At 76.0% G+C, this 12,031-nt stretch carries 12 protein-coding genes and 1 tRNA gene; 10 read left to right on the forward strand and 3 right to left on the reverse strand.

Annotated elements, in window-relative coordinates; all coding sequences use genetic code 11:
• The 6 genes from AC5FZL_RS11305 to AC5FZL_RS11330 all read left to right on the forward strand — a co-directional run.
• Nucleotides 1–758 (forward strand): hypothetical protein (locus tag AC5FZL_RS11305; protein ID WP_493618687.1); only part of this gene is annotated, 758 nt, incomplete at its 5' end.
• A 10-nt stretch (nt 759–768) separates the two neighbouring features.
• The gene (locus AC5FZL_RS11310) at nt 769–1,662 is read left to right on the forward strand and encodes a uracil-DNA glycosylase (protein ID WP_493618688.1); all 894 of its coding nucleotides are present in this window, start codon (nt 769–771) and stop codon (nt 1,660–1,662) included.
• 53 nt (nt 1,663–1,715) lie between these two features.
• On the forward strand, nt 1,716–3,110 hold the full coding sequence (locus tag AC5FZL_RS11315; RefSeq protein WP_493618689.1) for an NAD(P)/FAD-dependent oxidoreductase: 1,395 nt from the start codon (nt 1,716–1,718) through the stop codon (nt 3,108–3,110).
• A 107-nt stretch (nt 3,111–3,217) separates the two neighbouring features.
• Nucleotides 3,218–3,294, forward strand: a tRNA-Leu gene (locus tag AC5FZL_RS11320).
• A gap of 200 nt (nt 3,295–3,494) precedes the next feature.
• Nucleotides 3,495–4,289 carry a Bax inhibitor-1/YccA family protein gene (locus tag AC5FZL_RS11325; protein ID WP_493618690.1) on the forward strand — a complete coding sequence of 265 codons (795 nt, stop codon included), beginning with the start codon at nt 3,495–3,497 and terminating at the stop codon, nt 4,287–4,289.
• Nucleotides 4,290–4,301: 12 nt separating this feature from the next.
• Nucleotides 4,302–4,649 carry a hypothetical protein gene (locus tag AC5FZL_RS11330; protein ID WP_493618691.1) on the forward strand — a complete coding sequence of 116 codons (348 nt, stop codon included), beginning with the start codon at nt 4,302–4,304 and terminating at the stop codon, nt 4,647–4,649.
• Nucleotides 4,650–4,652: 3 nt separating this feature from the next.
• Here the strand turns inward: AC5FZL_RS11330 and AC5FZL_RS11335 are convergent, their stop codons facing one another.
• Complete coding sequence (locus AC5FZL_RS11335) at nt 4,653–5,873, reverse strand: acetyl-CoA C-acetyltransferase (RefSeq protein WP_493618692.1); 1,221 nt, start codon at nt 5,871–5,873, stop codon at nt 4,653–4,655.
• 52 nt (nt 5,874–5,925) lie between these two features.
• Between AC5FZL_RS11335 and AC5FZL_RS11340 the strand changes: the two genes are divergently transcribed.
• A complete protein-coding gene (locus tag AC5FZL_RS11340) occupies nt 5,926–7,308 on the forward strand; it encodes a cystathionine beta-synthase (protein ID WP_493618693.1) in 1,383 nt (460 codons plus the stop codon).
• 24 nt (nt 7,309–7,332) lie between these two features.
• On the opposite strand, the gene yczR is transcribed toward AC5FZL_RS11340, so the two are convergent.
• Nucleotides 7,333–8,787, reverse strand: a complete 1,455-nt coding sequence (gene yczR / locus AC5FZL_RS11345; protein WP_493618694.1) for a MocR-like transcription factor YczR — start codon at nt 8,785–8,787, stop codon at nt 7,333–7,335.
• A 73-nt stretch (nt 8,788–8,860) separates the two neighbouring features.
• Between yczR and AC5FZL_RS11350 the strand changes: the two genes are divergently transcribed.
• Together AC5FZL_RS11350 and yczE are read left to right on the forward strand one after the other, a co-directional pair.
• Nucleotides 8,861–9,028: a hypothetical protein gene (locus AC5FZL_RS11350; protein ID WP_493618695.1), complete on the forward strand. Its 168-nt coding sequence runs from the start codon at nt 8,861–8,863 to the stop codon at nt 9,026–9,028.
• A 62-nt stretch (nt 9,029–9,090) separates the two neighbouring features.
• Nucleotides 9,091–9,690 (forward strand): membrane protein YczE, encoded by a 600-nt coding sequence (gene yczE, locus AC5FZL_RS11355; protein ID WP_493618696.1) that lies wholly within the window; start codon nt 9,091–9,093, stop codon nt 9,688–9,690.
• A gap of 253 nt (nt 9,691–9,943) precedes the next feature.
• Here yczE and msrA read toward each other — a convergent pair whose 3' ends face one another.
• The gene (gene msrA, locus AC5FZL_RS11360) at nt 9,944–10,612 is read right to left on the reverse strand and encodes a peptide-methionine (S)-S-oxide reductase MsrA (protein ID WP_493618697.1); all 669 of its coding nucleotides are present in this window, start codon (nt 10,610–10,612) and stop codon (nt 9,944–9,946) included.
• Between the two features lie 95 nt (nt 10,613–10,707).
• On the opposite strand from msrA, the gene AC5FZL_RS11365 reads away from it, so the two are divergent.
• Nucleotides 10,708–11,934: a cystathionine gamma-synthase gene (locus AC5FZL_RS11365; RefSeq protein ID WP_493618698.1), complete on the forward strand. Its 1,227-nt coding sequence runs from the start codon at nt 10,708–10,710 to the stop codon at nt 11,932–11,934.
• Nucleotides 11,935–12,031 lie beyond the last annotated feature (97 nt).

Below are 12,031 nucleotides of genomic sequence, written 5' to 3' on the forward strand. Positions count from 1 at the left end.
TGGCCGTCGTGCGCGCCGACCTCGCGCAGGGCTGGGCCGAGAGCGCCGCGGCGGTGCGCGGGCAGCGGTGGTGGCCGTGGGTGCGCGACCTCGCGGTCACCCTGCGCCCCGCCTGGTGGCTGGCGCGCGCCTGGGTGGTCTGGCAGCTGCTCTTCGGCGACACCGGCATGACCTCCGGCGTCCTGCCCGGCGGCCTCGGCGGCCTGGTGGTCCTCCTCGTCCTGGCGCTGGCCAGCGTCGAGCTCGGCCGCGGGCGCTGGTCGGCGGTCGCCTGGACGCCGCGCGGCGTCGTCGTGGCCAACGCGGTCGCCGCGATCGTGCTCCTGCCGGTGCTGGCCTCCGCGGCGGGCCCGGTGCCGATGGGCGCCGTCGACTACAGCACGACGACCTCCGAGGTCCCCCCGTCCACGGGCGTCTACGTCGACGGCCAGGTGGTCTCCAACCTCTTCCCCTACGACGCGCAGGGGAACCCGCTCACCGGCGTCCAGCTGCTCGACGACTACGGCCGGCCCGTGGAGGTCGGGGAGGAGAACCGCACCGACTGGTCCGGCGGCCAGCCCCGCGACTACCGCCCCGCGGTCGACGCCGAGGGCCAGGTGCGCTGGAACAGCTACCCGCTGCGCGTCGGCGCCGACGCGGACGGCGGCGGCCCGGCGGTCGACGTCCCGCGCCCGGAGCCGACCCTGCCGGCCCTGGTGGGGGCGCCGTCCCCCGAGGCGGCCCCCGAGGCGGCCCCCGAGGCGGCGCCCGCGCCCTGACGGCGGCAGCATGGGGCCGGTGGACGCGCCCGCCGGCCCCGAGTCCCGAGCCCTGCCCCACCCGGGCACCGGGCAGCCGTTCACCTCCCCGGTGCCCCCCGGCACCGGCTGGCCCGAGGACCCCGCCGCCCCGGGCACCCCTGCCGCCGCCACGCCCGACGACGTCGTCGCGCTCGCAGGCTCCTCGCCCGACCTCGCGGTGCTCGACGCGCGCGTGTCGGTGTGCCGGGCGTGCCCGCGGCTGGTGGCCTGGCGCGAGGACGTCGCGGCCACCAAGCGGCGCGCGTTCGCCGACCAGCCGTACTGGGGCCGCCCGATCGCCGGCTGGGGCGACCCGGCCGGCGGCGTCCTCGTCGTCGGGCTGGCCCCGGCCGCCCACGGCGGCAACCGCACCGGGCGGATCTTCACCGGCGACCGCTCGGGGGACTGGGTCTTCGCGGCGCTGCACCGCGCGGGCCTGGCCGTGCAGGCGAGCAGCGAGCGCGCCGGCGACGGGCAGCGCGTGAGCGGCGTCCGGATCGCCGCGCCGGTGCGCTGCGCCCCGCCCGACAACGCCCCCACCCCCGAGGAGCGCGACGCGTGCGCGCCGTGGCTCGACCGCGAGGTGGCCCTGGTGCGGCCGCGGGTCCTGCTGGCCCTCGGCGGCTTCGCCTGGGGCTCGGCGCTGGCCTGCGCTCAGCGCCTGGGCTGGCGGGTGCCGCGGCCGAGGCCGCGCTTCGGGCACGGGGCCGAGGTGGCCCTGGCGCGCGCGGGGGAGGGGCCGGACGGCGCCCCGCCCGCGGTCCTGCACGTCGTGGCGAGCTACCACGTGAGCCAGCAGAACACCTTCACCGGCCGCCTCACCGAGCCCATGCTCGACGCCGTCGTGGCCCGGGCGGTGGACCTCGCAGGAGCGTCCGGGTGACTCCGGGGTGACCCGCGTCACCGCGCGCGCGCGGGTTTCTCTACCCTGCTGCCATGACCGCGACCACGTCCCTGGAGACCACGCCCCCAGCGGCGAACGGTCGTCCTCGCATCCTGATCCTCGGCGGCGGCTACGTCGGCCTCTACACGGCGATGGGGCTGCAGAAGCGCCTGAGCCGTTCCGAGGCGCAGATCGTCCTCGTCGACCCCCGCCCCTACATGACCTACCAGCCGTTCCTGCCCGAGCTGGCGGCGGGCTCCATCGAGCCGCGCCACGTGGTGGTCTCGCACCGCCACAACCTCAAGGGCGTGGACGTCGTGACCGCCGCCGTGACCGGCCTGCGCCACGCGGACAAGGTCGCCACGATCAAGCCGCAGCAGGGCGAGGAGTTCGAGGTCTCCTACGACCACGTGGTCATCGCCCTCGGCTCGGTCTCGCGGATCCTGCCGATCCCGGGCCTCGTCGAGACGGCCATCGGCTTCAAGACGGTCGAGGAGGCCACGGCCACCCGCAACCACATCCTCGACCGCCTGGACGCCGCGTCGTCCCTGCGCGGCCCGGCCCGCGAGCGCGCGCTGACCTTCGTCTTCGTCGGCGGCGGCTACGCCGGCATCGAGGCGCTGGCCGAGCTCGAGGACCTCGTCCGCGACGCCGTCAAGGTGCACCCGACGATCGACCAGTCCGAGATCAGGTTCGTCCTCGTCGAGGCGCTGAACCGGATCCTGCCCGAGGTCGGGCCGGAGATGGGCGCCTGGACGCTGCAGCAGCTGCGCGAGCGCGGCATCGACTGCCGCCTGGAGACCTTCCTCAAGTCCTGCGAGGGCGGGCACATCGTCCTGTCCGACGGCACCGAGTTCGACACCGACACCGTGGTGTGGACCGCCGGCGTGAAGTCCAACCCGGTGCTCGGCAGCACCGACCTGCCGCTCGACAAGCTCGGCCGCCTCACCGTGCGCGCCGACCTGCGGGTGGCCGGCGAGGACGGCATCGTCGAGGGCGCGTGGGGCGCCGGCGACGCGTGCGCCGTCCCCGACCTGACCAAGGAGCCCGGCAGCTTCTGCGCGCCGAACGCCCAGCACGCGGTGCGCGAGTCGCGCCAGATGGCCAAGAACATCGTGGCCGTCCTGCACGGCGAGCCGGTGGCCGAGTACAAGCACAAGTACGCCGGCTCGGTGGCCTCCCTGGGCATCGGCAAGGGCGTGGCGACGATCTACGGCGTCAAGGTCAAGGGCGTCCCGGCGTGGCTCATGCACCGCGGCTACCACCTGATGGCGATCCCGACGTTCAACCGCAAGTTCCGGGTGCTGCTCGACTGGGTCGGCCAGGCCGCGTTCCGCCGCGACACGGTGGCCCTCGGCCGCCTGGAGCGCCCGCGCGAGGAGTTCGTCTCCTCCGCGGTGAAGCCGCCGGCGCCGCGCCCGGCCGGTGGCGGGGCGGCCGGGGCCTGATCCTCGGCCCCCGAACGACCAGCACCACCAGCACCACCGCAGTGCCCGAGGGCCGCGCCGCACGCTGCGGCGCGGCCCTCGCGGCGTCCGCGGGTCCCTCCGCAGCCGCCCCCGTAGCCCAACCGGCAGAGGCAGGCGCCTTAAAAGCGCCTCAGTGCGGGTTCGAACCCCGCCGGGGGCACCACCGCACGGCTCCCGCCGCCTCCTCTGCGCCGATCATGGAGAAGACCGGGGTGGGGGTGCCCCCGAACCCCTGGCTGCTCCATGATCGACACGGGTCGCCGGCTGCCGGACGGGGTGGCGGGAATGACGAACCTTTACGAAGGCATTACCCTAGGGACACCCGCGGCACCTCGCCCGCGGTCTCGCGTCGGAAGGACGTCGATGGAGAGCAACAACCCGGCTCTGCGCAACGCTCCGCAGTTCAAGCGCGGTGGCTACGCAGGCTTCGACGACCGGTCCACCACGACCGCGCCGTCGCCCTCGCTGGAGGACCTGTACGCCGCCCCGGCGGCGAGCCCGGCCCAGACCGGCCGGATGACCTACGACGACGTCGTCATGCGCACGGCGATGGTCCTGGGCACCGTGCTCGTGGGCGGGGTCTTCGGGTGGATGAACCCGGGCCTGGCCATCATCGGTGCGATCGTCGGCCTGGTCCTCGGCCTCGTCAACGCGTTCAAGCGCGAGCCCTCGCCTGCGCTGATCCTCGCCTACGGCGCCTTCCAGGGCCTGTTCCTGGGTGGCATCAGCTGGATCATCGACTCGCGGATCGACGGCCCCAGCGTCGCCGTGCAGGCCGCGCTGGCCACGTTCGCGACCTTCGGCGTGATGCTCGCGCTGTACCGCAGCGGCGCCATCCGGGCGACGCCCCGGTTCCGCAAGATCATGCTCGGTGCGGTCCTCGGCTACGCCGTCTTCTGCCTCGTGAACTTCGTCTTCATGATGTTCGGCGCGGGCGGGGGCTTCCGCACGGGCGCCCTCGGGCTGCTCGTCGGCGCGGTCGGCGCGGTCCTGGCCGCCCTGTCCCTCGTGCTCGACTTCGACTTCATCGAGCAGGGCGTGCGCAACGGCATCCCGCAGCGCTACGCCTGGACGGCGGCGTTCGGCCTGGCCGTGACGCTCATCTGGCTCTACATCGAGTTCCTGCGGATCATCGCGATCCTCCGCGGGAGCGAGTGACGCCACCGTCGCGTGATCGCTGAGCCCACGACGCCGACCGGGCGGGTCGGGCGCGAGCTGGACCGGGTCCTCACCCGGCTGGCCGCGCTCGGTCCCGCCCGGTCGGCGCGTCCGGGCCCGGACGGCGTCGCCCCGGCCGACCGCGTGCGCCCGGTGCTCCAGCACCTGGCCGACGCCGCGGCGGACGCCGAGGGGCGGGTGCGGCGTCCCGTGCCGGCGCTGTCCCCGTCCGCCCTCGGCGACCAGCTCGCCGTCCTGGCCGCCGACGCCCTGGCCGCGCTGCCGGAGGACGACCCGGCCGCCGCGCCGGCGCTGGAGGGCCTCGCGGAGCGGCTCACCGCCCTGCGCCGCGCGCTCTGAGCCTCAGCTCAGCCGCTCGTAGACCACGGCCATGCCCTGGCCGCCGCCGACGCACATCGTCTCCAGCCCGACCGCGCCGTCGCGGCGGGCCAGGGCGTTGAGCAGGGTCGTCGTGATCCGGGCGCCGGTCATGCCGAACGGGTGGCCCAGGGCGATCGCGCCGCCGTGGACGTTGAGCCGGTCCAGGTCCACCCCGAGCTGCGCCGCGCTGGGCAGCACCTGCGCCGCGAACGCCTCGTTGATCTCCACGAGGTCGACGTCGTCGATGGTCATGCCCGCCCGCGCCAGCGCCTGGCGGGAGGCCTCCACGGGCCCGAGGCCCATGACCTCCGGGCTCAGCGCCGAGACGCCGGTGGCGACCACCCGCGCCAGCGGGGTGATCCCGAGCTCGCGGGCCCGCGCGTCGGACATGACGACCAGGGCCGCGGCGCCGTCGTTGAGCGGGCAGCAGTTGCCCGCGGTGACCGTCCCGCCCTCGCGGAAGACCGGCGCGAGCGCGGCGAGCCCCTCCGCGGTGGTGCCCGGGCGCGGTGACTCGTCGGCGCTGAGCAGCCCCGCGGCGGTGGGCACCGGCGTGATCTCCGCGGCGAAGGCGCCGGCCGCGGCGGCGGCCGCCGCGCGCTGCTGGCTGGTCAGCGCCCACGCGTCCTGCTCCTCGCGCGAGACGCCGGTCCAGGAGGCGACGTCCTCCGCGGTCTGCCCCATCGCCGCGTAGACGTCGGGCAGCTCGCCGCGCGCGCGGGGGTCGCTCCACGCCCGCCCGGAGGCCGCCCGGGCGGCGGTGCGCTCGCGGGCCGGCGCGAAGACCGGGTTGAGGAAGTCCTCACCGCTCTGCCCCGCGCCGGCGAAGGCGGCGTACCGCGAGACCACCTCGACGCCGGCCGAGACGAACGCCGAGCCCTCCCCGGCGCGGATCGCGTGGAAGGCCATCCGCGTGGTCTGCACGCTCGAGGCGCAGAAGCGGTTCACGGTGGCGCCGGGCAGGCGGTCGGCGCCGAGCAGGACGGCGACCACCCGGGCCAGGTTGCCGCCCGCCTCGCCCGACGGCTCGGCGCAGCCCACGAGCAGGTCGTCGAGGTCGTCGAGGGCGAGCTGCGGGACGGCGTCCAGCGCCGCGCGCACGACGTGGGCGGTCAGGTCGTCGGGGCGGGTGCCGGCCAGGGCGCCCTTGAAGGCGCGCCCGATCGGGCTGCGGACGGCGGAGACGACGACGGCTTCGGCCACGCTCCCATCATCCGGCAGCGACCGGGCGACCGGCGCCTGGGAGGATGGTGGGGTGAAGTACGCGGAGAGCATCGTCGACGTCATCGGTGGCACCCCCCTGGTGCGCCTGAACCGGGTGACCGAGGGGATCAGCGCCACCGTGCTGGCCAAGGTCGAGTACCTCAACCCGGGCGGCAGCGTGAAGGACCGGATCGCCGAGCGGATGGTCGAGGCCGCCGAGGCCTCGGGGGAGCTGCAGCCCGGCGGCACGATCGTGGAGCCGACCTCGGGCAACACCGGCGTGGGGCTCGCGCTGGTGGCCCAGCGGAAGGGCTACTCGTGCGTCTTCGTCTGCCCCGACAAGGTCGGCCAGGACAAGATCGACGTGCTGCGGGCCTACGGCGCGCGCGTCGTCGTCACGCCCACCGCGGTGCCCCCCGACCACCCGGACTCGTACTACTCGGTCTCCGACCGCCTCGCGCGCGAGATCCCCGGCGGCTGGAAGCCCGACCAGTACTCCAACCCCAACGGCCCGGCCAGCCACTACGCCAGCACCGGCCCGGAGATCTGGGCCGACACCGAGGGCCGGCTCACCCACTTCGTGGCCGGCGTGGGCACCGGCGGCACGATCACCGGCACCGGCCGCTACCTCAAGGACGCCTCGGCCGAGCGCGACAGCGGCCCGGTCACCGTGGTCGGCGTCGACCCGGAGGGCTCGGTCTACTCCGGCGGCACCGGTCGCCCGTACCTCGTCGAGGGCGTGGGGGAGGACATCTGGCCGCCCGCCTACGACCCGTCCGTGCCCGACCAGATCGTCGCGGTCTCCGACGCCGAGTCCTTCGCCATGACCCGCCGCCTCGCCCGCGAGGAGGGCCTGCTCGTCGGCGGCTCCTGCGGCATGGCCGTGGTCGGGGCGCTGCGCGTGGCGCGCACGCTCGGCCCGGACGACGTCGTGGTCGTGCTCCTGCCCGACGGCGGCCGCGGCTACCTCGGCAAGATCTTCAACGACGGGTGGATGCGCTCCTACGGCTTCCTCGACGCCGAGGACGCCGAGGGCGGCACCGTGGGCGACGTCCTGCGCCGCAAGACCGGCGACCTGCCCGCGCTCGTCCACACCCACCCCACCGAGACGGTGCACGACGCCATCGCGATCCTCGCCGAGTACGGCGTCTCGCAGATGCCCGTGGTCGGCGCCGAGCCCCCGGTGATGGCCGGGGAGGTCGCGGGCTCGGTCACCGACAAGGGCCTGCTGGACGCCGTCTTCACCGGTGCCGCGAAGCTGACGGACCCGGTGGGCCAGCACATGGACGCGCCGCTGCCCCTCGTGGGGGCGGGGGAGTCGGTGCACGACCTGCGCGCGGCGCTCAAGGACGCCGACGCCGTCCTCGTCGCGGTCGACGGCAAGCCCGCCGGCGTGGTCACCCGCGCCGACCTGCTGGCCCACCTCGCCGGCTGACGCCGTGCCGCCCGGCGGCCCGCCTCAGACCACGAGGGGGGCCGCCGCGCGCGGCGCGGAGCCCCGGGCGCCGCGGGCCGCGGCGGCGAGGCGCTCCACGGCCTCCTCGAGCACCGGGGCGGCGTGGGTGAACGGCAGCCGCAGCCGGTCGTCGAAGGCGTGCCCGGTGCCGAAGCGCGACCCGGTGGCCAGGCGCAGCCCCAGCGGCTCCGCGGCGTCGGCCAGCACCGACGACGACGTGCCCTCCGGCAGCTGGCACCACAGCGACAGCCCCCCCGCGGGCACCGGGACGGTCCAGTCCGGCAGGTGCCGGGCCAGCGCCGCCACGAGCGCGTCGCGCTGGGTGCGCAGCTCGGCCCGCCGGCGCACGAGGCCGGCGTCCAGCCCGTCGAGCAGGACGCAGGCGGCGAGCTGGTCCAGCAGCGACAGCGACCCGTGGTCGCGCGACATGGCCGAGGCGACCCGCGCGAGGAACGGCGGCTCCCCGCGCAGCCACCCGATCCGGACGCCGGCCCAGACCGACTTGCTCAGCGACCCGACCGTGACGACCGCGCCGGGGCGGCCGGAGGCGGCGAGCGGGGGCGGCACCTCCTGGCCCTCCAGGGGGAGGTCCACGAGCGTCTCGTCCGCCACGACGGTCACGTCCTGCTGCTGCATGCTGACCACGAGGTGGCGCCGGTCGCCCTCGGTGAGGCTCACGCCGGTCGGGTTGGAGAAGTCCGGCACCAGGTAGGCGGCGCGGGCGGAGGTCTGGCGGGCCGCGCGGTGCAGCGCGGTGACGAACGCGTCGGTGCGGCCGTGCTCGACGGGCACCGGCACGGGGCGGGCGCCCAGCATGGCGATGATGTCGAGGGCGTTGGGCCAGACCGGGTGCTCGACGAGCACGCGCTCGCCGGGGCCGGCCAGCGCCCGCAGCGCCGCGGTGATCCCGCCGCTGGCGCCGAGGGTGACGAGCACCTGCTCCGGCGTCGTGGGCAGCCCCCGGGCGGTGAAGCGCTCGGCGATCCGGGCGCGCAGGTCCGGCAGGCCCTCGGGGGCGTAGCCGTGGCCGGGCAGGTGACGGGGGAGGGCGGACAGCGCGGCCGCGTAGGCGTCGACGACCTCGGGCGGGCCGGGCGGCGCGGCGTAGGACAGGTCGAGCAGGCCCTCGCGCGCGGCGCCGGGGATCCACGCGGCGACCACGCCGCTGCTGTCCGGCAGTCGCGTCCACGTGCCCGAGCCCTGGGCGGCACCGGCCCAGCCGTCGTCCCGCAGGCGCCGGTACGCCGCGGAGACCGTCACCCGGCTGACCTGCAGCGCCGCCGCCAGCTCGCGCTCGGCGGGCAGGCGGGCGCCCACCGGCACCCGGCCGTCGGCCACGAGCGCGCGGACGGCGTGGGCCAGGCTCGCGTTGAGCGGGGGCGTGAGGGTGTCGCGCCCGATGAGCGTGGAGAGCCGGTCGGCGGTGATGCCGGGGCTGCCGGGCGCGGGTCGGTCCACTGGGGCCACCATCAGGCCATCATTCCACGATTGGCCTCTGATGAGAAGGCCACCTGGCGCCGAAGATAGAGCCATGGTCGCTCTCGCCGTTCTCGCCCTCGTCCTCCTCGTCTCCTGCGCCTGGCTCGCCGCCGCGGTCGCCCACGACGGCTACGGCACCCGCCCGGGTCCCGCCTCGCGCCAGGACTGGGGCCAGGCCACCCTGCCCTCGTCGCCCTTCACCGCCCAGCTCCTCCGGTGACGCGCGGCGCCTCCGCGCCGGCCGTCGCGGGGGCCGCTCGCGCCACACGGCAGGCTGGCCGGGTGCCCAGCTGGTCGATGCCCCACCGACTGCTCCGGCTCGTCGTGGGGCAGGCGCTGTTCGCGGTCTCGATGGCGCTCCTCGTGCGCTCGGACGCCGGCGCGATGCCGTGGGACGTCCTGCACACGGGCGCCTCGCTCCAGCTGGGCTGGAGCCTGGGCACGGTGACCCTGGTGACCGGCGTCCTGCTGCTCCTGGCCTGGATCCCGCTGCGCGTGCGCCCGGGGATCGGCACGATCAGCAACGTCCTGCTCATCGCCGCCGGGGTTGACGCCGCCCTCGCCGTCCTGCCGGCCGCCTCCAGCGCCGCGGCGGCGGCCGGGTACGTCGCCGGCGGCGTCCTGCTCAACGCCGTGGCCACGGCCCTCTACGTCGGCGCCGCGCTCGGCCCGGGCCCCCGCGACGGCCTGATGACCGGCCTGGTCGCCCGCACCGGCGGCTCCGTGCGCGTGGTGCGCGGCTGCACCGAGGTGCTCGTCGTGGCCGCCGGCTGGGCGCTCGGGGGCACCGTCGGCGTGGGCACGCTGGCGTACGCGCTGGCGATCGGCCCGCTGCTGCACGTGCTCATGCCGCGCCTGGCGATGCCGCCCCGCGCCTCCTGAGCCGCGCCCGCCCGACGCACCCCCCTCCTGAGCGCGGGGCGCCCCTGTGCCCGTCTGGAGGGCACGGGGCCACCCCGTGCGCGTCGGGAGCGGGTGCAGATCCGCCCACGGGCGTGCGCCGGAGCCGAGCGGACGCCGCCCGGGACGCCGCCCGGAGGCCGCCCGGGCCCGGACGCGCAGCCGCCCCGGACCGCGCGGGGCACGCGCTCGTCCGGGGCGACCGGTTCGTGAGGCGCCGCGAGGCGCCAGGGGGTCAGGCGCCGACGACGCCGACCGGGCAGGTCACGCCGGTGCCGCCGATGCCGCAGTAGCCGTTGGGCACCTTGTGCAGGTACTGCTGGTGGTAGTCCTCGGCGTAGTAGAACGGGCCGGCGTCGCTGGCCGGGCGCAGCTCGGTGGCCACCTCGCCGTAGCCGGCCTCGCGCAGGCGCGGGGTGAAGGCGTCGAGCGTGGCGTCCACGGCCTGGCGCTGGGCCTCCGTGGTCCAGTAGACCGCCGAGCGGTAGCTCGTCCCGACGTCGTTGCCCTGGCGCATGACCTGCGTCGGGTCGTGGGACTCCCAGAAGACCCGCATCAGCTGATCGGCCGAGGTCTCGGCCGGGTCGTAGGCCACGAGCACCGTCTCGGTGTGGCCCGTGCGGTTGGTGAGGGTGTCCTCGTAGGTCGGGTGCGGGGTGTAGCCGCCCATGTAGCCCGCGGCGGTGGTCACCACGCCGGGCTGGCGCCAGAAGGTGCGCTCGGCGCCCCAGAAGCAGCCCATCGCGACGTAGAGCACCTCGGTGCCCTCGGGCCACGGGCCCTCCAGCGGCGTGCCGAGCACCGCGTGGCGGGCGGGCACCGAGAACGGGCGCGCCTCGTGGCCGGGCAGCGCGTCCTCGCGGGAGACCATCGTCGTCTTGGGTGAGCGGGTGAACAGAGCCATGTGCCCCTCCTGAGGTCGTCTGCAGGGTGCAACGCCGGACGCCGCCCAGGGCATCCCGACCCGGGCGACCCGGGGCGGGGTCGTACGCTCGAGGGGTGATCGAGCAGCCCAGCACGCCAGGCCAGGTCCCGCTCAGCGGCTCCGTCGAGGAGTCCGGCGGCACGGCGCCGGCGCAGTGGGCGGACGCCGGGTTCTCCACCCGCGCCATCCACGCCGGCTCCGAGCCGGACCCGGCCACCGGCGCCGTCGTGCCCGCCATCCACGTCGCCTCCACGTACAAGCAGGACGGCGTCGGCGGCCTGCGCGGCGGCTACGAGTACTCCCGCTCGGGCAACCCGACCCGCGACGCCCTCCAGGAGTGCCTGGCGGCCATCGAGCGGGGCTCCAGCGCCTACGCCTTCGCCTCCGGCCTCGCGGCCGAGGACACGCTGCTGCGCGCCGCGCTGGACCCCGGCGACCACGTCGTCATCCCCGACGACGCCTACGGCGGCACGTACCGGCTGTTCTCCAAGGTGCTCTCGCGCTGGGGCGTGGACCACACCCCGGCCGACCTCGGCGACCTGGACGCCGTCCGCGCGGCCGTGCAGCCCGGGCGCACCAAGCTCGTCTGGGCCGAGACGCCGACCAACCCCCTCCTGACCATCGCCGACATCGCCGGCACGGCGGAGATCGCCCACGCCGCCGGCGCCCGCCTCGCGGTGGACAACACCTTCGCCACGCCCTACCTGCAGAACCCGCTCACCCTGGGCGCCGACGTCGTCGTGCACTCCACCACCAAGTACGCCGGTGGCCACTCCGACGTCGTCGGAGGCGCGCTGGTCGTCGGGCAGGACGACGGCCTGGCCGAGGCCATCGCCTTCCACCACAACGCGATGGGCGCGATCGCCGGCCCGTTCGACTCCTGGCTGGTGCTGCGCGGCCTGAAGACCCTCGCGGTGCGGATGGAGCGGCACTGCGACAACGCCGAGCGGATCGCGGCCTGGCTGCTCGAGCACCCGAAGGTGACCGCGGTGCTCTACCCGGGGCTGCCCGAGCACGCCGGCCACGAGGTCGCGATGAGGCAGATGCGGCGCGGCGGCGGCATGGTCGCGTTCCGCACCGGGTCGGTCGAGACCGCCCTGGAGGTCTGCGCGCGCACCGAGGTGTTCACCCTGGGGGAGTCCCTGGGCGGGGTGGAGTCGCTCGTCGAGCACCCGGGCCGGATGACCCACGCCTCCACGGCCGGATCGGCGCTGGAGGTGCCCGACGACCTCGTGCGCCTGAGCGTGGGCATCGAGGACGTCGAGGACCTCCTGGGTGATCTCGAGCGCGCGCTGGGCTGACCTTCCGGGGACACTTGCCCGGTGTCCACCTCCAGCGATCCGACCACCGAGTCCCAGGCCGCCTTCCGCGACCGGGTGAGGGCGCTCGCCCAGGCCC

This window comes from Quadrisphaera sp. DVD1, from assembly GCF_058932755.1.

Excerpts from the sequence above, each read along its gene's own strand:
- AC5FZL_RS11325 (WP_493618690.1), top strand. The coding sequence starts at position 3,495 with ATGGAGAGCAACAACCCGGCTCTGCGCAACGCTCCGCAGTTCAAGCGC.
- AC5FZL_RS11350 (WP_493618695.1), top strand. The coding sequence starts at position 8,861 with ATGGTCGCTCTCGCCGTTCTCGCCCTCGTCCTCCTCGTCTCCTGCGCC.
- AC5FZL_RS11310 (WP_493618688.1), top strand. The coding sequence starts at position 769 with ATGGGGCCGGTGGACGCGCCCGCCGGCCCCGAGTCCCGAGCCCTGCCC.
- msrA (WP_493618697.1), bottom strand. The coding sequence starts at position 10,612 with ATGGCTCTGTTCACCCGCTCACCCAAGACGACGATGGTCTCCCGCGAG.
- AC5FZL_RS11315 (WP_493618689.1), top strand. The coding sequence starts at position 1,716 with ATGACCGCGACCACGTCCCTGGAGACCACGCCCCCAGCGGCGAACGGT.